Here is a 23,186-nt window from a genome sequence, read left to right as displayed (position 1 = left end):
ATTTAGACACAATGTTATGAAAAACTTTCAAAAGGGACATCCCAAACTATTGAATGCGTGGGCGTTTTACGATTGGGCGAACTCGGTATATGCCTTAGTTATCTCTTCTTCTATTTTTCCTTTGTATTATGGCATGCTCTTTCGAGCCAAAGAAATAAATAGCTATTCGTTTTTCGGTATCGAAATGAATAGTGAGAGTATTATCAGTTATATTACTGCCTTGGGTTTTTTGTTGATTGCAGTAATCTCACCTTTGCTATCTGGAATTGCCGATTACCTTGGGACGAAGAAGTTTTTTATGAAACTCTTCTGTGCCATTGGTTCCGTTTCCTGTATGCTTCTCTACTTTTTTAGCTTGGATTATTTTGGATGGAGTTTATTCATTTATATGATGGGACTCATTGGATTTTGGGGGAGTTTAGTCTTCTATAACTCCTATTTGCCTGATATTGCTTTTGAAGAACAACAGGACCGCATTAGTGCCAAAGGCTATGCATTAGGCTATGTTGGTAGTGTATTACTGTTAGTCATTAATCTGGCTTTGATTATGAATGCCGAAAAGCTGGGGTTTGAGAATGCTACACAGGCCATGCGCGTTTCTTTTATTTTAGTAGGGGTGTGGTGGATTGCATTCAGCCAACTAACCTTCAGACAATTACCTGATTTTAAAAACGATAAAAAACTAACCAAAGGTATTTTCTTTAAGGGATTTAAAGAATTAAAGAAAGTAATTGAATTACTCAAAGAACAAACCATACTAAAACGCTATCTCGTAGCGTTCTTTGTGTATAGTATGGCCGTGCAAACGGTAATGATTATTGCCGCTTTTTTTGGAGAAAAAGAAATTGCATGGGCGGATGATCAACAACGAAGTATGGGGTTGATTGTGAGTATTATGCTTATTCAAATTATCGCTATCTTAGGGGCTTTTGCAACCTCGAGTTTGTCTAAACGCATCGGGAATATCCGAACGTTATGTGTATTGAATGTACTGTGGGTTTTTATTTGTATTTATGCCTATACCATTATAACTCCCAATGAATTTTACGTGGCTGCAGCTTTTGTTGGTTTAGTTATGGGTGGAATTCAATCGCTTTCGCGTTCTACCTATGCAAAGCTTTTACCCCAAACAACGGATACAACCTCTTTTTTTAGTTTCTATGACGTGACAGAAAAAATAGGAATTGTAGTGGGAATGTTTATTTATGGACTTATCAGTGATTTGACAGGTAAGATGCAAAATGCAATTTTGTTTTTAATTCTGTTTTTTATTGTTGGTTTTTTCCTATTATTGCGCGTAAAAGAACGTAAGAAGTAAAAAGAAGATTTTTTGTTAATTTATTTTTGTTAAAAAATATTTAAAATCTATTAAAATATTTATATTTGAATCTGTAATTAGAATATTAAATTATGAAGAGAATTTATTCGATATTGATTGGTGCAAGTTTGTTAGCGTTGTGCGGTATTGGGATTTCGTCATGTAGTAATTCAGACGATGATTTTATCGACCCAGAATTCAGAGTGCCAGCTTATTTTACAGTTACACTTCCAGACACCACTTTTGTAAAGAAAGAAAAGTTTAATGCGTATGTGGATGAAAATGGAGAATTTCAATTCTATATTGATGATTTGCAAGAAGGTCATTTCTTTGATATGAAAATTTTGAAATTCCAAGTGGGTAACTTTCCAACCAATATCAATACAATTGATTATACTTATAGTGTAGGGGAGAATGCGTTTGAATTTTTTAATTCAACTGATTTAGCGAATCCGAAACGCAATAATGGAATTATTAAGATTACGAAGATTGATCGTACGGATATGCTTGTAACAGGAAGCTTCAGTAGTTTGTTGTTGCCCTCACCTTTAAATCAATACTTAAAACAGTCGTTCCGCATCACAGGAAGTTTTGAAAATATTCCATATGAGCGCATTGGTAAAAATGAAGCAGGGTATATTTTCGCCTCGATTAATGGAGAGGAAATTCGCGATATGGATGTGTTCTCTAAGTTTGAAGGTGATATTTTAAATGGACAAATCGTAATGAATGCTCGAAGTAAATCCATGCGTAAACGCATGATGAAGATTAGCTTTGATAAAACCCTTCCTATCGGTAGTTATGATTATTCGAAAGTTAAAGTGCAATATACTTCTGAGAACGGTGTAGTGTACCTTTCAGATGAGAAGGATGGTGATTTAGTTGGTAGTCAATTTAAAATTGAAAAAATTGAAGATATCTTAATTGAGAATAAGAAGATTTATGCTGGTAAGTTTACGTTTAAGTTGAAATCGAAGGATGGAGATGTTATTACGTTAAACTTCGGAGACTATAAAGCGAAGTTATCGATGAAAGAGGTGATTATCACTAATCCTGATCCAGGAACAGACCCAGGAACAGATCCTGGTATTCCGGAACTATAATATGATATTGTTTACCTGACATAAAACCTTGCTTTAGGCGAGGTTTTTTTATGGCATAAAGATTGAACTACTACTGTAGTATAGAACTAATATGTAGTTAAAATAACTGATAGCGAGCAACTTGTGTATTTTGTTGTTCGCAAAGGGAAGTTTTGCTACTGACAAAATGACGTGATATTTATAATATGGCAAACCAAAAAATAATAACATTAGATAATTTGATGCTTGATGATTTCTTAGATGGTGATTCTGAGTTTATTCCTTTGTTAAGTCAGGAGGATGAAGAGGAAATGAATAATGAAGAACTCCCAGTTGAGTTGCCAATTTTGCCTTTGCGTAATATGGTTTTGTTTCCTGGGGTTGTAATTCCGATTACGGCAGGAAGAGACAAATCAATTAAACTAATTGAAGCCGCCAATAAAAAAGGAAAAAGTATTGGAGTTGTGGCTCAGGTTAATGAAGATATCGAAGATCCAGGAATACATGACATTCACCACCAAGGTACGGTAGCGCGAATTATTAAGGTACTCAAATTACCTGATGGCAACGTTACGGTAATTCTTCAAGGGAAAAAGCGATTTGAAATTGTCGAATTAGTGGCAGAAAATCCATACTTAACGGCAACAGTAAAAGAATGTGACGAAGTTCGTCCAGATGGTGAAGATGAAGAATTTTTAGCTGTTGTTGATTCTATCAAAGAATTAGCTGTTGAGATTATCAAAGAAAATCCAAATATCCCATCCGAGGCTTCTTTTGCGGTTAAAAATATTGAGAGCAATTCCTTTTTAATCAACTTTGTATCATCAAACTTAAATTTGACGGTAGAGGATAAACAAAGTTTGTTGCGCATTAATAATTTGAAAGAACGCGCGTATGAGACTTTGCGTTTGATGAATGTAGAGCTTCAAAAATTACAGCTAAAAAATACGATTCAAACCAAAGTGCGCATTGATTTAGATCAGCAACAAAAAGAGTATTTCTTGCACCAACAAATGAAAACTATCCAGGAAGAATTGGGTGGTTTTTCCAATGAGGAGGAGTTTGAAGACATGCGCAAAAAAGCCAAAGAGAAAAAATGGAGTAAAGAAGTGCGTGAGCGTTTTGAAAAGGAATTGATGAAATGGCAGCGCATGAATCCTCAAGTAGCTGAATTTGGTATTCAACGCAACTACTTAGAACTTTTATTAGAACTACCTTGGAAGAAGTACTCAGAGGATAAATTTGATTTAAAACGCTCGCAAAAAATCTTAGATAAAGATCATTACGGAATTGAAGACGTAAAAAAACGCGTATTGGAGCATATGGCGGTACTAAAACTGCGTAATGATCTCAAAGCGCCAATTTTGTGTTTATATGGACCTCCAGGGGTTGGGAAAACATCGATTGGAAAGTCAATTGCTAAAGCACTTGGACGTGAATATGTGCGTATTTCATTGGGAGGTTTGCGTGATGAGGCTGAAATTAGAGGGCACCGTAAAACCTATATTGGAGCGATGCCAGGACGTATCATTCAAAGTTTGAAAAAAGCAGGTACTTCCAACCCTGTGTTCTTGTTGGATGAAATCGATAAATTGTCGGTGAGTAATAATGGAGACCCTTCTTCTGCTTTGTTGGAAGTATTGGATCCAGAACAAAATAACGATTTCTATGACAATTTCCTTGAAATGGGATATGATTTGTCTAAGGTGATGTTTATCGCGACTTCAAACAGTTTGTCAACCATTCAACCTGCATTGAGAGATCGTATGGAAATCATTGAAATGACGGGATATACAATTGAAGAAAAAGTGGAAATAGGAAGACAGCATTTGTTGCTCAAACAATTGGAAGAACACGGATTAACAGCCAAAGATCTAACAATCGGCAAGAAACAAATGGAATTCATCGTTACGCATTACACCCGTGAGTCAGGAGTGCGTGGCTTGAACAAGCAATTGGCGCATGTGGCTCGTGGTATTGCAAAACGCATTGTATTAGAAGAAGAGTATAATCCAAAAGTAACAGAAGAAGATATTCGCAAAATCTTGGGAACTCCTCGATTTGAAGCGGATAAATACGAAAATAATGATGTAGCGGGTGTGGTAACAGGATTAGCTTGGACGAGTGTTGGGGGAGATATCTTGTATATTGAATCTATCATTTCGAAGGGTAAAGGAGGTTTGAGTATCACTGGAAACCTTGGAACCGTGATGAAAGAATCGGCAACGATTGCCTTGGAATATATCAAAGCACATGCCGATGAATTGGGTATTGATTCTGATGTATTTGAGCAATACAAAATTCACATTCACGTACCCGAAGGGGCAACACCAAAAGATGGACCAAGTGCGGGAATTACGATGCTAACCTCTATGGTTTCTTCCTTTACGCAACGCAAAGTGAAAAAGAATTTAGCCATGACTGGTGAGATTACTTTACGAGGTAAAGTATTGCCTGTGGGTGGAATTAAAGAAAAGATTCTAGCTGCGAAACGAGCCAATATCAAAGAAATTATCTTGTGTAAAGAGAATAGAAAAGATATTGAAGAAATAAAAGAAGATTATCTGAAAGGATTGACCTTCCATTATGTGGACCGCATGGAAGAAGTACTGCAATTGGCTTTGTTGAACGAGAAAGTGAAAAAAGCAAAAGATTTCAGTATTGAAAAGGTAAAATAAGCACTTCGTGTTTTATCACATACTATAAAGCAGCAACCCGTGTGGTTGCTGTTTTTTTATGGGTTTATTCAAAGGGTAGTAGCAAAAAGGAAGAAATGCATGCCACTAGAACCAAGCCAAGTGTCCTTTTTTACAATTGTTTTTGAAAATGTAATATATTAGCAACATAATATCAATGGCTACATGAAGCATTCAATCGCATGGATTTGTCTCTTGGCCTTTTACTTCCTATCGCTAAATGCGCAGGGGCAAGTAGGGGCAGACTACACCTATCAGTTCTTGAATTTACCTTCTTCCCCTAGACAATCGGCTCTAGGAGGAAAAAACTTTGCCTTTTCAGAACAGGTGAGTCAAGCGTTTTGGAACCCAGCTGTGATTAATGAAACCATGGATAATCAACTCGATTTAAGTTTTAGCAAGGTGTATGGGGTAGCAAATTACGGTTCATTAGCCTATTCCAAAACCTTTCGGTCCAAGCGAAATCTCTTTGTAGGGGTGAATTTTATCAACTATGGTGACCTAGAAGGCTATGATGAATTTGGAAGCTATACCGGTAGTTTTACGGGAAATGAAGTAGCGTTAACCTTAGGGTCCTCCTATCAGATAGAGCAGTCGGACTGGTATGTTGGAGCAAATGTCAAGTTTGTTTTCTCTTCGATGGAAACCTATCAATCCATTGGAGCCGCCATTGACCTTGGGGTGCTTTATAAAGATGAATTTGGAGGTTGGGATTTTGCCTTAACTGCCAGGAACTTAGGAGCTCAGCTGAAAACTTATGCAGAGTATAGAGAAAAATTACCAATAGATGTCGCAATTTCTGTTTCGAAAGAGTTAGAAAACGTACCTTTGCGTTGGCACATTACCATAGATAATTTACAACAATGGGATTTAGCCTTTTCCAATCCAAACAGGGGAACTACGTCTATAGATGAGGAATTCAAGGAAGAAAAGGTTGGTTTTTTTACCAATGCCCTACGGCATTTCATTGTTGGAGTAGAACTTTTTCCTCAAAAGAAGTTCCAAGTACGCTTGGGGTATAACTTCCGAAAAGGAGACGAATTGCGCATTGTCGACCATCGACATTTCGCAGGAATCACTGCAGGCGTGGGTTTGCAACTTAAACGCTTTAAATTCAACTATTCGTATGCACGCCAAACCGCAGCAGCAAACACAAGTATGTTTGGTGTTCAAATTAACATGAATTAATTGTAAATTTTTCAAATTTGAAAAAGATAACTATAGCGATTGACGGATTTTCTTCCACAGGAAAAAGTACGTTAGCCAAAACACTGGCCAAGGCCTTGGGTTACATCTATATTGATACGGGGGCGATGTACCGTGCTGTAACCCTTTTTGCTATGCGCAAAGGGTTGATCTCGGCTAAGTCCTTTGATGAAGCGCGATTGATTGAACTTTTAGATACGTTTGATGTACACTTTGAGTACAATGTTTCCAAAGGATACGCGGATATTTACCTCAACCAAGAAAATGTAGAAGAGTTGATTCGTACTCTAGAAGTCTCTCAATTTGTTAGTCAAATTGCAGCCGTTCCTCAAGTGAGAAAAAAACTAGTAGAACAACAACAAATCTTAGGTAAATCGAAAGGCGTTGTCATGGATGGACGCGATATTGGAACGGTCGTTTTTCCTGATGCAGAATTGAAAATCTTTATGACAGCTTCTCCCGAAATTCGCGCCGAAAGACGCTTTAGAGAATTACAGGAGAAAAACGATGCTGTGGTGTATGAAGACGTGCTTCGCAATGTAGTGGAACGCGATCAAATAGACACTTCCCGCAAAGATTCACCTTTAGTGAAAGCCGATGATGCTATTGAAGTAGATAACTCGAACTTATCAAGAGAAGAACAATTTGATTTAATCCTACAATTAGTAAAAGAGAGAATTTAACCTAAGGGCTGAAAAAAAGCGCTTGGGCACATACCAACCGTTTATTTCAACACACCCTACACACGATACACTTATGAATGTAAAATTGAAACTAACGGGCATGAACTTCCTCGAATTTGCAGTTTGGGGAGCGTATCTAACGTCCATGGGAAACTATTTAGGCTCGATTGGATTAGGACCTAAAATTGGCTCTTTTTATGCCATGCAAGGAATTGTGTCAATCTTTATGCCTGCTATTATGGGAATTGTAGCAGATCGATGGATTCCTGTTCAACGTTTATTGGGAATCAACCACTTATTGGCGGCGATTTTTATGTTTGCAACGGGCTATTATGGCTATGTTTCCGGAAGTAATGTCGATTTTGTTACTATTTTTACCCTATACAGCATTAGTGTGGCCTTCTTTATGCCAACCATTGCGCTATCCAATTCTACGGCTTATACCGTATTAAAACAAAACCAACTGGATGTAATTAAGGCCTTTCCGCCCATTCGTACGTTTGGAACGATTGGTTTTATCTTTGCCATGCTATTTGTCAATTTCTTTGGATATACTGGGGATAGTCTAGGTTTTAACTTCAGTAGTAGCCCCGACTTTATCAGCTTTCAACAAGATTACCACCAGTTTTATGTCTCTGGATTTTTAGGTGTAGTGCTGTTTTTATATAGCTTTACCTTACCTCATTGTCCAGTGAATAAATCAGGAGAAAAACGCACCTTAGCGGATGCTTTTGGTTTAAAAGCTTTTGCGTTGTTCAAGCAAAAGAAAATGGCGATTTTCTTCATTTTCTCTATGTTGTTAGGGGTATCCCTTCAAATTACCAACGGATATGCCAATCCTTTTATTACGACGTTTAAAGAAATTCCAGAATATGCGTCAACTTGGGGGGCAAGTAATGCCAATGCATTAATCTCCCTGTCTCAAATCTCAGAAACTCTGTGTATTTTGTTGATTCCGTTCTTCTTGAAACGCTTCGGAATTAAAGTAGTTATGATGATGTCGATGATTGCGTGGGTGTTGCGTTTTGGATTATTCGGATTAGGAGATCCAGGAAATGGGGTTTGGATGTTTATCTTATCGATGATAGTATACGGAATCGCTTTCGATTTCTTCAATGTATCCGGATCTTTATATGTAGATAATGAAACGAGCGAGGACATTCGTTCTTCCGCTCAAGGGGTATTCATGATGATGACCAATGGTTTTGGTGCTACTATCGGAATGTTCTTAGCTCAAGCTGTAGTGAATCACTACGTGTATAGCCAAGAGGATTTATTGTTGCAAGTAGAAGGATGGAGACATTCATGGATCATCTTTGCTTCATTCTCTTTAGTGGTGACTATTTTGTTTGCCTTTATTTTCAAATACAAGCATAAACCTGAAGATGTAGAGCATCTTTAAGAGTGGGTTATTCTATACAAAGGAGGTTTCTGATCGAAACCTCCTTTTTTTTAACTTTTCTATTTCCCTTTCCTAATTTCCAATCATTTTCTTCGGATCTACCCAAAGATCAAAATCTTCTGGTGTCACATAACCCAAGCGAACAGCCTCTTCTTTTAAGGTTGTACCATTGGCGTGAGCCGTTTGTGCAATTTCAGCTGCTTTATAGTATCCGATTTTTGTATTGAGAGCCGTTACTAACATCAACGAGTTATCAACGAGTTCTTGAATGCGTTTATCGTTGGGTTCAATTCCTTGCGCACAGTGTTCATCAAAAGAAACACAAGCATCCCCTAATAATTTAGCCGATTGAATAAAGTTAGCCGCCATTACCGGTTTGAATACGTTGAGTTCATATTGTCCTTGTGTACCGCTGAAGGAGATGGTTACATCATTTCCTAAGACTTGTGCCGCAACCATCGTTAAGGCTTCACATTGCGTTGGATTTACTTTTCCAGGCATAATAGACGATCCGGGTTCATTGGCAGGAATGATAATCTCTCCGATTCCCGAGCGAGGACCAGAAGCCAGCATGCGGATGTCGTTGGCAATTTTGTATAGGGAAACCGCAAGTTGTTTTAAAGCACCATGTGTTTCAACAATAGCGTCATGTGCTGCTAATGCTTCAAATTTATTTGGCGCTGTTACAAAAGGCAATTGTGTAAAATCAGCAATGTGTTTGGCTACCACAACATCGTAGTTTTTAGGCGTATTTAACCCTGTTCCTACTGCTGTTCCTCCTAGCGCTAATTCCGCTAAGTGTGGCAACGTATGGTTAAGCGCTTTTAAACCATGTTCCAATTGAGCTACATAACCTGAAATCTCTTGTCCTAAGGTTAGTGGAGTCGCATCCATTAAGTGCGTACGTCCAATCTTGACCACGTCTTTGTATGCTTTTGCCTTAGCCGCTAAGGTATTTTTTAGTTGGGTTACCCCTGGAATTGTAGATTCTACTACCGCTTTATAGGCTGCAATATGCATCGCAGTAGGATAGGTATCATTGGACGATTGAGATTTGTTGACATCATCATTGGCTTTGAGTACGGGTTCTCCCTCGCCAATAGCAAACCCAGCTAATACTTGTGCGCGATTTGCCACTACCTCATTGACATTCATATTGGATTGGGTACCCGATCCCGTTTGCCAGATTACCAGTGGAAACTGATCATCTAAGGTACCTGCGACAATCTCGTCACATACTTGTGCAATAGCATCTCGTTTTTCTTGACTCAATACACCTAAATCAAAATTAGCATAGGCAGCGGCCTTTTTTAAATAAGCAAAAGCCTCAATAATTTCATGCGGCATGGAAGCCTCCGGGCCAATTTTAAAATTGTTTCTTGAACGTTCGGTTTGTGCCCCCCAGTACTTGTCTTTCGGTACTTGTACTTCTCCAAGGGTGTCTTTTTCTATTCTGTAGTCCATGATGGAATTTGTTTTTAAAATTACCTTAAAGGTACTAAATTATTTAGTTTGATTCTAAAGAAGGGGTAAAATAAAATAAGGGGTATTGCCAAATCGAGAAAAGGATGTATATTTGGGACGTATACAAAAAAATCCGGAATAAAATGTTTGAATTTCAACAGTATTTAGGTTTCATCGTAGCCATGACCGTTATTACAATGGCGTTTTGGCTTTTGATATTTTTGATTGGTTTCGCTTGCTATTGGGCAACGGGAGGCGCAATTGAATTATTTAAAGAGAAGAAAGCTAAAAAACAGCAGTTAGAAGAAAGTCAAATGTAGAATTTGATTTTACGAAATAAAAAGAGGGTATGCCAAGCATATCCTCTTTTTTGTTTAGGGTTAACTGTTCATCCTACTCTGCGGAAACAACTAAAATGCTTAGGCATAAGATAGATTTAGTAAATGAAACTTCACTGAGCAATTTTTTTAGAAGGCTCGTTTTAAATTTTTGTGGAAGTCCATGGTATTCAGCTTCCTTTTTGTATCTTTAGGAGATATCAAAAAAGAAAAGAACCTATGAATTATACAGAAAAAATGCTGCCACCTACGGCATTGAAAGATAAAGTAGTGATTGTAACAGGAGGAGGAAGTGGTTTAGGACGATCCATGTCTGCCTATTTCATGGAAATTGGTGCAAAAGTCGTGATTACTTCTCGCGATTTAGACAAGTTGCAACAAACCGCTAAAGAATTAGAAGAACAAACGGGAGGGGAGTGCTTTCCTGTAAGTTGTGATGTCCGTCATTATGAGCAAGTAGAAGCGATGCTTCAAGAAGTGCTGAATAAGTGGGGCAAGGTGGATGTATTGCTCAACAATGCAGCAGGTAATTTTATTTCACCAACAGAGCGTTTATCATCTAATGCTTTTGACACGATTGTGGATATTGTGTTGAAAGGAACGAAAAACTGTACGTTAGTTTTAGGAAAACATTGGATTGAACAAAAACAACGCAATACTGTTGTACTTAATATTACGACAACCTATGCCTGGACTGGATCGGCGTATGTGGTGCCTTCTTCTGTAGCTAAAGCGGGTGTACTCGCTATGACACGAAGTTTAGCTGTAGAGTGGGCCAAATATGGCATGCGTTTTAATGCTATTGCACCAGGACCTTTCCCAACTAAAGGAGCTTGGGATCGCCTATTGCCAGGAGATTTGAAAGAAAAATTCGACCTTGCTAAAAAAATTCCACTGCGCAGAGTAGGAGAACATCAGGAGTTAGCCAACTTGGCTGCTTATTTGATTTCTGACTTTTCGAGCTATATTAATGGTGAGGTTATTACCATCGATGGAGGAGAATGGTTGCAAGGTGCAGGGGAGTTTAATATGCTCGATCAAATTCCAGAAGCGATGTGGGATCAACTCGAAGCAAATATTCGCAAGAAATAAAAACATGTCTTGTAGAAGATAAGTAAAGGGTATTCTTTTGTATTAGAAGAGATTACCCTTTTTTTAGTTCTGTGATACCGATTGAGAATGTTAATAAAATAGATTTTATATACAGATAATTAATTGTATTTTTACCACTCAAAAATTTTTGATACAAAGAAAATGGGGAAAATTATTGCTGTTGCTAATCAGAAGGGTGGAGTTGGTAAAACAACGACTTCGGTTAATTTAGCTGCTTCTTTAGGAGCACTAGAAAAAAAGGTATTGTTAATTGATGCCGATCCTCAGGCTAACGCTACTTCTGGATTAGGAGTAGATGTGGAAGCTGTTGAAATAGGAACCTATGAGGTACTAGAACACAGTTGTACCCCAGCTGAAGCTGTAGTAGATTGTACAGCCCCCAATGTATATTTAATTCCGGCTCATATTGATTTAGTGGCGATTGAAATCGAACTAGTGGATAAAAAGAACCGAGAATACATGCTGAGAGAAGCCCTGCAATCGATTAAAGATAAATATGATTATATTATCATTGATTGTGCACCTTCCTTAGGGTTATTGACGTTAAATGCTTTAACGGCTGCTGATTCGGTTATTATTCCCATTCAATGTGAATATTTTGCCTTAGAAGGATTAGGAAAATTGTTGAATACCATCAAAAGTGTACAGCGCATCCACAATCCGAAATTGGATATCGAAGGGTTGTTGTTGACGATGTATGATTCGCGTTTACGCTTGTCTAATCAAGTGGTAGAAGAAGTGCAAAAACACTTCAACGACATGGTGTTTGATACCATTATTCAACGCAACGTTAAGTTAAGTGAAGCGCCAAGTTTTGGTGAAAGTATCATAAATTACGACGCAACGAGTAAAGGTGCTACAAATTATATTAATTTAGCGGAGGAAATAGTAAAAAAGAATCACTAAAAAAATAGGAGAGGAAAGATAAACTATGGCAAAAGCAATAAAAAAACAAGCTTTAGGAAGAGGATTGTCAGCGCTGTTAAAAGATCCTGAGAACGATATCAAATCGATTGACGATACCAATGCAGACAAAGTGGTGGGGAATATCATTGAATTGGATTTAGAAGCAATTGAAATTAATCCTTTTCAGCCTCGTACAAACTTTAATGAAGAATCCCTACAGGAACTAGCGAGCAGTATTCTCGAGTTAGGGGTGATTCAGCCTATTACGGTTCGAAAAATTGACTTTAATAAATATCAGTTAATTTCAGGGGAAAGAAGGTTAAGAGCTTCTAAAATAGCTGGCTTATCCACGATTCCTGCTTATATTCGCATCGCAAACGACAACGATTCGCTGGTGATGGCTTTGGTTGAAAATATCCAACGCCACGATTTGGATCCTATCGAGATTGCCATGTCGTATCAGCGTTTAATGGAAGAAATTAGCTTAACGCAAGAACAAGTCAGTGATCGCGTGGGTAAAAAGAGATCGACTATTGCCAATTACCTTCGTTTATTGCGCTTGGATCCCATTATTCAAACGGGAATTCGAGACGGCTTTATTACGATGGGGCATGGAAGAGCCATCATTACCATTGAAGACTTAGACGTACAAACAGATATTTACCATAAAATCATCGCCGAAAACTTATCTGTTCGCGAAACGGAAGCTTTAGTAAAAAAATATCAAGAAGGAGATCAAGAACAGGCGCCTGTAAAAGCCCAGTCAAAAGCTCAACCTGTTGTACCTGAGACGTATAGACAATCTTTTGGTAAGTTCTTTGGTGCAAAGGTTGATATTAAGGCAAGCCCCAGTGGAAAAGGAAAAATTACCATTCCTTTTTACTCAGAAGAAGATTTAGAGCGTATTATCAAACTTTTAGACCAATAGTGAGAAGTAAAATTTTATTGATAATGATTTTCAGCTTCCTTTTTCAAGTGACTAGTTTTGCACAAGAAGAAGGGGTTGAAAAAGAGAGTAAAAAAGAAAAGAGAAAACGAGAGGCAGCTTATAAACCTCTTGATCCTGTTGCGCCCTCTCGTGCCGCATTCTATACTACGATTGTACCAGGTTTAGGTCAAATTTACAACAAGAAATACTGGAAGGTTCCCCTCGTGTATGCTGGAATTGGAATACCTGTTTACTTTTGGGCGGATAACCAACGCAATTACGATCGTTACCGAAACGAGTATAAGAATAGATTACAAGGAAAAGTAGACCAAACAGACGAAACACTTGCTGGTCTAGATGATCAACGTTTGTTAGATGGTCAGAACTTCTATCGTAAAAATAGAGATTTATCGGTGGTTATCGCTGTGGGATTTTATGTGTTGAGTATTGTAGATGCCAACGTTGATGCGCATTTGATGCAATTCAATGTCAATGAAAACCTAACGATTAAACCTGTAATTGAGTTGGATCAAAAAGGCTTGATTCAACAACAACAATATCAATATGCGATTAACGTACAATATCGCTTTTAATTCGCAAGTAAACCTATGAATATCGCATTACTAGGCTATGGTAAAATGGGTCAAATCATTGAGCGCATTGCCGTTGAAAGAGGACATTCAATTGTCTATATTAAACAAAGAAATCAAGTGATTGGAAGCTTGGAGCACGCAGAAGTTGCTATTGATTTTAGTGTGCCTGCGGTGGCAGTAACTAATATAAAGGAAGCGTTAACAGTTGGAGTTCCTGTGGTATGTGGAACAACGGGATGGTTGGAGCAATTCGATGAGGTAGTTGACTTTTGTAAAGCCAAAGACAGTGCGTTTTTATATGGTTCAAATTTTAGCTTAGGAGTGAATATTTTCTTTGAATTAAATGATTACCTAGCTAAAATGATGCAGAACTTTGAGCAGTATGGGGTTTCGATGCAAGAAATTCACCATACGCAAAAATTAGATGCACCTAGTGGAACAGCTATCACCTTAGCAGAAGGTGTGATAGCGAATTCAAGCTACGAAAGCTGGACGTTAGATTCGGAGCCAACAGCCAAGCAAATCCATATCGATGCAGTACGTGAAGATCAAGTACCTGGTACACACACCGTGCGTTATGATTCTAGTATTGATCAAATAGAAATTAAACACACCGCTCATAATCGCGAAGGATTTGCTTTAGGAGCAGTCATTGCGGCAGAGTGGATTAAAGATAAAAAAGGTATTTTCTCCATGAAAGATGTACTGAATTTGAAAAAATAAGTAAATTGGGGATTCTAAAAATATAAAGTATGACAATAGCACAATGGTTCATTTTTTTCCTGCTCATCCAAGTAGTTCACTTTATAGGAACGTGGAAACTATATGTAAAAGCAGGTAGAAAAGCTTGGGAAGCCGCTGTTCCAGTATATAATGGCGTAGTATTAATGAAGATTATTAATCGCCCGTGGTGGTGGGTAATCTTGTTGTTTATTCCCATTGTAAACTTGATCATGTTCCCTGTGGTTTGGGTGGAAATCTTGAGAAGCTTTGGTAAAAAATCAACAATTGATACCCTCTTAGGCGTGGTAACGCTAGGGTTATATGTGGCTTTTATCAATTATGTAGGAGAGGTACAGTACCGTGAAAATCGATCGCTAAAACCAGAAACAGAATCTGGCGAATTTGTGAGTTCTATTCTATTTGCGGTGGTTGTAGCAACGGTAATTCATACTTATGCCATTCAGCCTTACACCATTCCAACTTCGTCTTTGGAGAAAACCTTATTGGTAGGTGATTTCCTTTTTGTGAGTAAGTTTCACTACGGAGCAAGAACACCCATGACAACGGTGGCCCTGCCTATGGTACACGATACCATTCCGTTTACTTCAAGTAAATCGTATTTAAGTAAACCACATTTGCCTTATTTTAGATTGCCTGGATTCCAAAAAGTACAGCACAACGACATCGTCGTGTTCAATTGGCCTGTCGATACAATTTATAAATTTAACGACCCAGTAAAACGTCCAGGGGTAATTAAACCCATTGACAAAAAGACCAATTATGTGAAGCGCGCAGTTGGTTTACCTGGGGAAAACCTATCAGTAAAAGACGGTATTGTATTTATCAATAATAAAGAATTACAACTCAACGATCGAGCTAAAGTTCAGTATAGCTATTTAATTGAAACGGATGGTACTTTGGATTTAAGAGCTATTCTTCAAAATAGAAAAATTAGCGATTATGTAACCTATGTCAATAATCCACAATATGCTGTTTTCTTTCAATCATTAACGAATGATGATGTAGACTATTTGAAAACGTTTAGTGCCGTAAAAGGAATAACGAGAAGTCCTGATATGTCTAAAATATTTCAATATAGCGTACCAAAGGGATATATTTTTCCACATAATAAAGCAGATTGGACCGAAACAAACTTAGGGCCGATTCACATTCCCGCAAAAGGTGAAACCATTACCTTGACGGAGGATAATTTACCAATGTATAAACGCGCGATTCGCGTGTACGAAGGAAATGAATTGGACGTAAAAGATGGGCAGATTTACATTAATGGTCAGGCAACCAATCAATATACCTTCAAGCAAAACTACTACTTCATGATGGGAGATAATCGAAACAACTCAGAAGACAGTAGAATGTGGGGCTTTGTCCCTGAAGATCATATTGTAGGTAAACCCGTATTTGTTTGGATGAGTTTAGATCAGGCGGTGCCATGGTCTAAAGCTTTCGATAAAATTCGTTGGGATCGTTTGTTTATTACCGTGAATGGAAATGGCGAGCAAGTATCTTATTTCCCTTATTTTATTGTAATCTTGATAGGGTGGGGTGGATTTAGCTTCTACAAAAGAAGAAAAGAAAAAAAGAATTCTAAGTTTTAATCATGTCGAATACGAGTATACTACATCCGACTTATTTTCCTTCGATTAGTCACTATGTAGCCATGGCACAAGCAGAAGAGCTTGTTTTTGAAGTAGAAGATAATTTTCAAAAACAAACTAATAGAAACAGAATGTATATTCACAGTGCGAACGGGGTTCAATTATTGAATATCCCTGTAAAGCATACCAAAGAAGGAGTACATCAAAAATTTAAAGAAGTTGAAATTGAATATGCTTTTGGCTGGCAAAAACAACACTTTAAGAGTTTAGAAGCGGCGTATCGCACTTCTCCTTACTTTGAGTATTTTGAAGACGATATACGCCCTATTTTTGAGAAAAAACAGAAGTATATGTTGGATTTGAACCTAGAGATTCACGAAATCATTACCTCTTGTTTAGGTGTAACCTGGAACTATAACAAATCAACCGAGTATCTGAAAGAAGTTGGTACAGAGGTGATGGATTTTAGAGCCTTAGCAAACGGAAAAAAAGATACCAATCAGTTTGAACGGTATATTCAAGTCTTTGATGATAAGAACGGATTTTTAAACAACTTGAGTATTTTAGATTTGTTGTTTAATGAAGGTCGAAGCGCAGTTGCTTATTTACAGCGTCAAGAATTAATTAAATAAATAAAAAAAACCACCTGATCGGGTGGTTTTTTTGTTGGGTTTGGTGAGGATTTGTTGAGGATTTAGGTAAGGATTTGTTGAGAATTTGTTGAGAATTTGTTGAGGATTTGTTGAGGATTTGTTGAGGATTTGTTGAGAGAACAAACTACACAAAAAAACAAAAAAGCAACTAACAAAGAACAAAAGCCAAAGAACAAAAAAGCATCAACCATCACCATTCACTCTTCACCAAAAAAAATCCTCCGCTTTAGCGGAGGATTTTTTTATTTTCTATCAGCAGTTTCGTATAATTTCATTTGGAAAACCAAGTCTGTATTCGGTGGAATAGGACCTGCTCCGCGCTCGCCATAGGCCATATGCGCAGGAATGAAAATAATAGCCGTATCGCCAAAGCTCATTTGCTCAATTCCTTCAATGAATCCAGGAATAAGCCCTGTTTTTGCTCCAAATTTGAAAGGAATAGGAGCATAGCCATTCATGTCTGCTCTGCGTTGATCAAAAGCATCAAACTCCTGTGTTAGAGGAACAATACTTGAGTCAAATAAAAGACCATTTTCAAAGAATCCAGCATAGTCAACGAATACTTCTTGGCTGATTGCTGGTTTTTTTCCTGCTCCTTTTTCAATAATTACGTAAGATAGACCTGAATCTAACTTGGTCGCTTTATCTTTTAAATCTGCAAATTGATCAGCATATTTTTTCTGAGCATTAGCTAATTTGTCTTCTTTTTCTTTTTTCTCTTTCGCTGCTTCTTCAAAGTAAGCTTTGAATACTTTTACTGCGTCAAATTTTTTCGCCTCTTTTCCTTGACGAATAATTTTTACACTTTCGATGACATCGTCTTTCTCGATGGCATTAACCACCTCAATTCCTTTTACTGTATATCCGAAAACAGAATGTCTGTTATCTAAGAATTGTGTTGGTTTGTGGGTGATAAAAAACTGACTTCCATTGGTGAATGGACCGCTGTTTGCCATAGATAATGTTCCAGGTTTATCATGGGTTAATTCGGGTGAGAACTCATCCTTAAATACGTAACCAGGGCCGCCAGCACCCGTTCCTGTTGGGTCTCCCCCTTGGATTACGAAATCCTTTTCTACACGGTGAAATTTAATTCCGTCATAGTATTGTTTTCCTTTGTATTGCTCATCAACAAAAGGGTTTTTCCCTTCGGCTAAACTCACAAAGTTAGCAACTGTAATCGGAGCTTTTTGGTACTCCAATTGCAAGATAATATGACCTTTGTTTGTTTGAATGTCCGCGTACAACCCATCAGGTAAATCTGATTTTTGCGTAGTACAAGCCGACACTAAAGCAACTAAACTTAAAATAAGACTCGTCATTTTTTTCATTTTTATTAATTAGATTTTTTGATTGATTCCAGTGAAATAATAAATACCAAAGGCTGATTTTTTGCGATAGCCTTTTGATCGCCTAAATAACTATACGCTAAACTAGACGGAGCTAATGCTTTAATGCTTTCCGTCGGTTTGAGCATTTTAAGGCTGTAACGCAATACAGGTAAAATATCCTCCTCGTCTACTTTATAGGTTAAGGGACCGATTTCGTTTTGTGTATAGATAAGGCTGTCATTCACTTGACGAATTTCATAGGTATAGTGGACGATATCACTTTTCTGTGGACGAATAGAATCCTTAACATTGCGTTTTAAATAGGTGTACCAAAAACCGGTATTCGAATGAATATAGGTATTGGCGGTATCTTTTGTTCTATATTCAGCAAATAAATCTTCTTCGCTCTCTCTCAATTCGATATTGCGATCAATTGAGAGTTTGGTTTCAACTGAACGCGAGGTAGAAATAGGTTTTCGGGCTTCTTGTTGCTTTTGACAACTCGTCAAGAGCAGTACACAAGGAAGAATAAAACAAAGGCTGTATTTAAACATAAAATTCTTGTTTGTGATGAGTTACAAGTTCAATATAGCGTTGAATTGTATTTTCTAAAGAAAGCGCAGATTTACCCCCCGCTGCATTGATATGTCCGCCGCCTTCAAAATACGTACGTGCAAATAGATTGACATCTAAATTCCCCGATGAACGGAAGGAGATCTTAATGATTCCCTCTTCTTTGCGTTCGATGAAAAAGGCAGTTAAATCAATACCGCTAATGGACAGACCATAATTGACTAAACCTTCCGTATCTCCTTTTTGGTGCGCAAATTCTTGCAAATCATCTTCGCTTAAATAGAGATAAGAGGCTTGAGTATCGGGAATTAAATGTAAATTTTGCAAGGCTCTTCCCATCAGCTGTAAACGGTTAAAGGAGCTATTGTCAAAAAGTGCATGGTGAATTTTCGGATTGTCAATGCCCTTGTCAATAAGAGCAGCTACTACTTGATGCGTTTTGGCTGTGGTTTTTGGAAAGCGGAACGAACCAGAATCGGTTACAATCCCTGTATAGATACAAGTAGCTACTTCTTGGTTCACTAAGTGAGTGAGATCCATTTGTTCTAGGAGTGAATACAACAATTCACAGGTAGAGCCAAAAGACGTATCAGAAAAAGTTAATTTAGCGTAGTCTCCCGGCATCTGGTGGTGATCAATCATCACGAAATCTTTGGGTAAACTGGCTAAAAAAGCCCCCATTTCATCTCCGGTACGCGATAAGATATTGAAGTCGAGTGTAAAGATACAATCGCTATTTTTTAGAATATGTTGACCTGCGGTTTTATTAAAATCGTAGATTTTAATTTGGGCAGTCCCTGGCATCCAAGCCAAAAAGTTGGGGTATTCATTGGGAGAAATAAGATCCACCTTATGTCCCAATTGTTTTAATACGTGATATAGTCCCAAACAAGAACCAATAGCATCTCCATCAGGATTGCGATGCGGAATGATAGAAAAGGCCTTACTTGGAGAACTAATCAGTTGTTTTAACGTATCTATTGCTGTCTGCTTCATCATGCGAAAATAAGTTATTTTGCATCATTTGCATAAAAATAAAGCCGAATTTAATAAAATTAAAACAAGAGTTCGCATTTATTCTGCCAATGCACGCAGCTCTCTCTTATCCAAAAGTATAATATCCTTTCCTTTGAGTTGAATAATACCGTCTTTCTTGAGTTCCGATAGCAGGCGAATACAGCTTTCCGTAGCAGTTCCGACCATATTTGCTAAATCTTCACGGGATAATTTAATATTTAAGGCTTGATTCTCTGAAGAAGAACCCCCTAAATCTTCCAACTTAAGTAACATAATCGCTAAGCGTTCTTTTACAGTTTTGTGCGTTTGATTCGCTAAATCTTGATCGGCATCTTTTAAGTGCGTACAGATATCACGCGTAACCAACAAAGAGAATTTGTTGTTGTCTGTAAAGTTATCCAACATCTCTTTTTTAGGGATAAAACAAACCTGCATATCTTCTAAGGCTGTCGCAGAAAGATTGGAAGCTTCTTCGTTGATAATCGAACGTTGCCCTAACAAATCGCCACGTTTCGCTAATTTGACAATAGAGTCTTTTCCATTCGAATTCAACTTGGTTAATTTGCAGAATCCTTCCTTGATACAATATACCCCATTTAAACTTTCTCCCTCGGAAAATAAATTTTCTCCTTTCTTAATAATAAAGTGGGTTTTTGTCTCTGAAATGGCTAGTAACTCCTCTCTAGTTAAAGCCTTTAGAGAACTGAATTCTCTAATCATACATTGCTCACATCTTCCCATACCTAATAATAACTATTTTATGCAGTTGGTAAAAATACCTGTACAAAGATAGTGCTATTTACTGATAAATGTCATAATTTTTAGGAGAATTAACTAAGACCTTTGTATAAGGTAAATGAGCAAATTTTATGGATAAAAAAGCGTGTTTTCATTGTGGTAACAGTGTTACTGCCTTTAATCGTATAGACTACGATGAGAAAATGTTTTGTTGTAACGGTTGTAAAACTGTCTACGAAATATTTAATGAAAACGATTTAACCTGCTATTATGATTTGGAAGCAACCCCTGGGGCAACGCCCGAAGAGGTAAATGGCAAGTATGATTTTCTCAGTAATCCCACCATTGTAGAAAAATTATTGGAGTTTAATGAGGGAACCACAGCAATCGTTTCCTTGTATATACCGCATATTCACTGTAGTTCGTGTATTTGGATTCTCGAAAATCTACACAAGTTAAACGCAGGAGTATACCGCGTTTTGGTTAACTTCCCAGAAAAAAAAGCAACCATTACCTATAATACGGCAGAAGTTGACTTAAAAGAAATTGTTGTCTTGTTGTGTCGTATTGGGTATGAACCGTATATCAGCTTAAAAAATTACGAAGAAAAGCCCCAGAGCATCGATCGTAGCTTGATTTATAAAATTGGCGTGGCCTTTTTCTGCTACGGAAATGTCATGATGCTGTCTTTTCCAGAGTATTTTAATATTGACGACGTTTGGATGGAGCAATACAAGAGTTTTTTCCGTTGGTTGATTTTATTCTTGTCCTTACCCGTTTTTTTCTATTCTGCATCACCCTATCATAAAGCAGCCTGGACAGGCATTAAAACCAAGAATTATACCATTGATATTCCCATGTCTCTGGGGATAATCGTCATGTTCATCCGAAGTACTGTGGATATTGTTTTTGATTTAGGTCCTGGTTTTTTTGACAGTATGACCATGTTGGTCTTCTTTATGTTGTTGGGAAAATTGTTTCAACAACGCACCTATAATTTCTTGTCTTTCGAACGCGACTACAAATCGTATTTTCCCATTGCCATTACGAAATTGACAAAAGAAGGAGTGGAAGAACCGATTCAAGTGTACGAAGTAGAAGCAGGGGATCGCTTGTTAGTTCGCAATCAAGAATTACTGCCTGTGGATGCTATTCTTCTATCGGAACGCGCGTTTATCGACTATAGTTTTGTGACAGGAGAGGCTATTCCTGTAGAGAAGAAATCGGGAGATAAGCTCTTTGCTGGTGGAAAGCAAATGGGAGAAGCGGTGGAGGTAGAGGCAATTAATAAAGTGTCTCAAAGTTATTTAACTCAATTGTGGAGCAATGAGGTGTTTCAAAAACGTGTAAACATCAAGTATAAGACCATCACAGATACAGTCAGTCATTATTTTACGCCTGCCCTGTTAACCATTGCAACCTTAGCTTTTTTAGGATGGGTTTTCGTTGATGTCAACAGTGCATTTAATGTAGTTACCGCAATTTTGATTGTTGCCTGTCCTTGTGCATTAGCCTTAACGGCTCCTTTTACTTTAGGAAATGCTATTCGCATCTTAGGGCGCAAGAAATTCTTCTTGAAAAACGTGACTGTGGTGGAGCAGATGGCCAAAGTAGATACGTTAGTTTTTGATAAAACGGGAACTATTACAACCAATGCGCAATCGACCATTCAATACGAAGGAACGGAGCTTACTAAAGAGCAACAAGGGGCTATTAAAAATATTGTACGCGCTTCGAATCATCCATTAAGTCGAAAATTATACGCCTTTTTACAGACGAAAGTTGTAAGTAAACCCACGCAGTTTGATGAAATAGCAGGGAAGGGAATTGTAGGTACCATTGATGATCACGTCTATAGAATTGGTGCTGCAGCTTTAGTAGGGGCAGCGGGAACAGAACGTCTAAATGAAACTACAGTGCACATTGCAATTGATGAGCAGTATTATGGGAAGTTTGTCTTTGAAAATCACTATCGTCCAGGATTGGAAAACTTGTTTCAGGCGTTGAGCAAACACCAGTATAAGTTGAGCATTCTCTCTGGAGATAATGAAGGAGAAAAAGCCTACTTGCAGTCCGTCCTACCAAAAGAAACAGCCTTGGCATTTAATCAAAAACCCGAGGAAAAATTGGCCTATGTCAAACGTTTACAAGATAAAGGAGGGAATGTGATGATGATTGGCGATGGTCTGAATGATGCCGGAGCTTTGGCACAAAGTAATGTGGGGGTATCGGTATCGGAAAACGTCAATGTTTTTACGCCAGCGAGTGATGCCATCTTAGATGCGAGTGTTTTTGATCAGCTTTTAGGGTACTTGCAGTTTTCTAAAAAATCTGTTAAGATAATCAAACTCAGCTATATACTTGCTTTGACGTATAATGTAATTGGAATTACAGTTTCGATTATGAATTTGATGTCGCCTTTGCTAGCTGCTATCTTGATGCCAATCAGTACGTTTACAATTATTAGCTTCGTTACTATATTGACAAATTATTATGGAAAAAGGATAAAATAAAAAAACTAATTATTAGGTTTTTGGTGATATTTATCATATTTTTAGGTAAAATATATTGTTAACTTTGTTTTAATAATAATAAGGTATGAGTGTTATATATTTCTTAATTAGCATCAGTGTTTTCGTGGCAGGGATTTTTCTCTACATTTTCATTCGATCCGTAAAGAGTGGTCAGTTTGACGATGCTTATACGCCTTCTGTACGCATGTTGTTCGATGATGAGCTGAAGAAAACGGAACCCAAAGAAGGGAAAAAAGACAAAAAAATTAATCAAAAAGAAAATCAAATATAAA

21 protein-coding genes are annotated in these 23,186 nt (G+C 37.6%); 16 read left to right on the top strand and 5 right to left on the bottom strand.

All coding sequences use genetic code 11. The annotated features are described in order from the left end of the window. Positions 1-16: 16 nt before the first annotated feature. The 6 genes from ACLJX0_RS08215 (at position 17) to ACLJX0_RS08190 (ending at position 8,387) form a co-directional block, all read left to right on the top strand. Positions 17-1,318, top strand: coding sequence for an MFS transporter (locus ACLJX0_RS08215; RefSeq protein WP_410879702.1), 1,302 nt, complete (start codon positions 17-19; stop codon positions 1,316-1,318). 92 nt (positions 1,319-1,410) lie between these two features. Beyond that, the gene (locus ACLJX0_RS08210; protein WP_410879701.1) at positions 1,411-2,421 is read left to right on the top strand and encodes a hypothetical protein; all 1,011 of its coding nucleotides are present in this window, start codon (positions 1,411-1,413) and stop codon (positions 2,419-2,421) included. A gap of 185 nt (positions 2,422-2,606) precedes the next feature. Continuing rightward, on the top strand, positions 2,607-5,078 hold the full coding sequence (lon, locus tag ACLJX0_RS08205; protein WP_410879700.1) for an endopeptidase La: 2,472 nt from the start codon (positions 2,607-2,609) through the stop codon (positions 5,076-5,078). Between the two features lie 183 nt (positions 5,079-5,261). Continuing rightward, complete coding sequence (gene porQ, locus ACLJX0_RS08200; RefSeq protein ID WP_410879699.1) at positions 5,262-6,284, top strand: type IX secretion system protein PorQ; 1,023 nt, start codon at positions 5,262-5,264, stop codon at positions 6,282-6,284. 17 nt (positions 6,285-6,301) lie between these two features. Further along, complete coding sequence (gene cmk / locus ACLJX0_RS08195; protein WP_410879698.1) at positions 6,302-6,985, top strand: (d)CMP kinase; 684 nt, start codon at positions 6,302-6,304, stop codon at positions 6,983-6,985. Positions 6,986-7,058: 73 nt separating this feature from the next. After that, on the top strand, positions 7,059-8,387 hold the full coding sequence (locus ACLJX0_RS08190) for an MFS transporter (protein WP_410879697.1): 1,329 nt from the start codon (positions 7,059-7,061) through the stop codon (positions 8,385-8,387). A 72-nt stretch (positions 8,388-8,459) separates the two neighbouring features. On the opposite strand, the gene fumC is transcribed toward ACLJX0_RS08190, so the two are convergent. Continuing rightward, a complete protein-coding gene (fumC, locus tag ACLJX0_RS08185) occupies positions 8,460-9,851 on the bottom strand; it encodes a class II fumarate hydratase (protein WP_410879696.1) in 1,392 nt (463 codons plus the stop codon). A 143-nt stretch (positions 9,852-9,994) separates the two neighbouring features. Between fumC and ACLJX0_RS08180 the strand changes: the two genes are divergently transcribed. The 8 genes from ACLJX0_RS08180 to ACLJX0_RS08145 all read left to right on the top strand — a co-directional run bounded on the left by ACLJX0_RS08180 (position 9,995) and on the right by ACLJX0_RS08145 (position 16,700). Beyond that, positions 9,995-10,171 carry a hypothetical protein gene (locus ACLJX0_RS08180; protein ID WP_410879695.1) on the top strand — a complete coding sequence of 59 codons (177 nt, stop codon included), beginning with the start codon at positions 9,995-9,997 and terminating at the stop codon, positions 10,169-10,171. Between the two features lie 237 nt (positions 10,172-10,408). Then, positions 10,409-11,281 carry an SDR family oxidoreductase gene (locus ACLJX0_RS08175; protein WP_410879694.1) on the top strand — a complete coding sequence of 291 codons (873 nt, stop codon included), beginning with the start codon at positions 10,409-10,411 and terminating at the stop codon, positions 11,279-11,281. Positions 11,282-11,443: 162 nt separating this feature from the next. Next, positions 11,444-12,208 (top strand): ParA family protein, encoded by a 765-nt coding sequence (locus ACLJX0_RS08170; protein ID WP_410879693.1) that lies wholly within the window; start codon positions 11,444-11,446, stop codon positions 12,206-12,208. 25 nt (positions 12,209-12,233) lie between these two features. Then, positions 12,234-13,136, top strand: coding sequence for a ParB/RepB/Spo0J family partition protein (locus ACLJX0_RS08165; protein WP_410879692.1), 903 nt, complete (start codon positions 12,234-12,236; stop codon positions 13,134-13,136). A gap of 23 nt (positions 13,137-13,159) precedes the next feature. After that, entirely contained in the window at positions 13,160-13,729 is a 570-nt protein-coding gene (locus tag ACLJX0_RS08160) for a DUF5683 domain-containing protein (RefSeq protein WP_410879691.1), read from the top strand. A gap of 15 nt (positions 13,730-13,744) precedes the next feature. Then, the gene (gene dapB / locus ACLJX0_RS08155; protein ID WP_410879690.1) at positions 13,745-14,452 is read left to right on the top strand and encodes a 4-hydroxy-tetrahydrodipicolinate reductase; all 708 of its coding nucleotides are present in this window, start codon (positions 13,745-13,747) and stop codon (positions 14,450-14,452) included. Between the two features lie 29 nt (positions 14,453-14,481). After that, complete coding sequence (lepB, locus tag ACLJX0_RS08150) at positions 14,482-16,068, top strand: signal peptidase I (protein WP_410879689.1); 1,587 nt, start codon at positions 14,482-14,484, stop codon at positions 16,066-16,068. Between the two features lie 2 nt (positions 16,069-16,070). Then, positions 16,071-16,700, top strand: coding sequence for a WbqC family protein (locus ACLJX0_RS08145; protein ID WP_410879688.1), 630 nt, complete (start codon positions 16,071-16,073; stop codon positions 16,698-16,700). A gap of 263 nt (positions 16,701-16,963) precedes the next feature. Here the strand turns inward: ACLJX0_RS08145 and ACLJX0_RS08140 are convergent, their stop codons facing one another. The 4 genes from ACLJX0_RS08140 to ACLJX0_RS08125 form a co-directional block, all read right to left on the bottom strand. Beyond that, on the bottom strand, positions 16,964-18,052 hold the full coding sequence (locus ACLJX0_RS08140) for a peptidylprolyl isomerase (RefSeq protein WP_410879687.1): 1,089 nt from the start codon (positions 18,050-18,052) through the stop codon (positions 16,964-16,966). A gap of 5 nt (positions 18,053-18,057) precedes the next feature. Then, complete coding sequence (gene gldI / locus ACLJX0_RS08135) at positions 18,058-18,606, bottom strand: gliding motility-associated peptidyl-prolyl isomerase GldI (RefSeq protein WP_410879686.1); 549 nt, start codon at positions 18,604-18,606, stop codon at positions 18,058-18,060. After that, a complete protein-coding gene (locus tag ACLJX0_RS08130) occupies positions 18,599-19,624 on the bottom strand; it encodes a DHH family phosphoesterase (RefSeq protein WP_410879685.1) in 1,026 nt (341 codons plus the stop codon). The genes gldI and ACLJX0_RS08130 overlap by 8 nt, the downstream gene beginning before the upstream one ends. Positions 19,625-19,699: 75 nt before the next feature. Next, on the bottom strand, positions 19,700-20,383 hold the full coding sequence (locus ACLJX0_RS08125; protein WP_410879684.1) for a Crp/Fnr family transcriptional regulator: 684 nt from the start codon (positions 20,381-20,383) through the stop codon (positions 19,700-19,702). A gap of 128 nt (positions 20,384-20,511) precedes the next feature. On the opposite strand from ACLJX0_RS08125, the gene ACLJX0_RS08120 reads away from it, so the two are divergent. Then, positions 20,512-22,893 carry a heavy metal translocating P-type ATPase gene (locus tag ACLJX0_RS08120; protein ID WP_410879683.1) on the top strand — a complete coding sequence of 794 codons (2,382 nt, stop codon included), beginning with the start codon at positions 20,512-20,514 and terminating at the stop codon, positions 22,891-22,893. An 85-nt stretch (positions 22,894-22,978) separates the two neighbouring features. Further along, positions 22,979-23,185, top strand: a complete 207-nt coding sequence (gene ccoS / locus ACLJX0_RS08115) for a cbb3-type cytochrome oxidase assembly protein CcoS (RefSeq protein ID WP_158961323.1) — start codon at positions 22,979-22,981, stop codon at positions 23,183-23,185. Position 23,186: the final 1 nt, after the last annotated feature.

Origin of the sequence: Myroides sp. DW712, from assembly GCF_046557355.1 — a bacterium.
GTDB lineage: Bacteria > Bacteroidota > Bacteroidia > Flavobacteriales > Flavobacteriaceae > Flavobacterium.
This window is presented reverse-complemented; position numbering and strand designations above follow the sequence as displayed.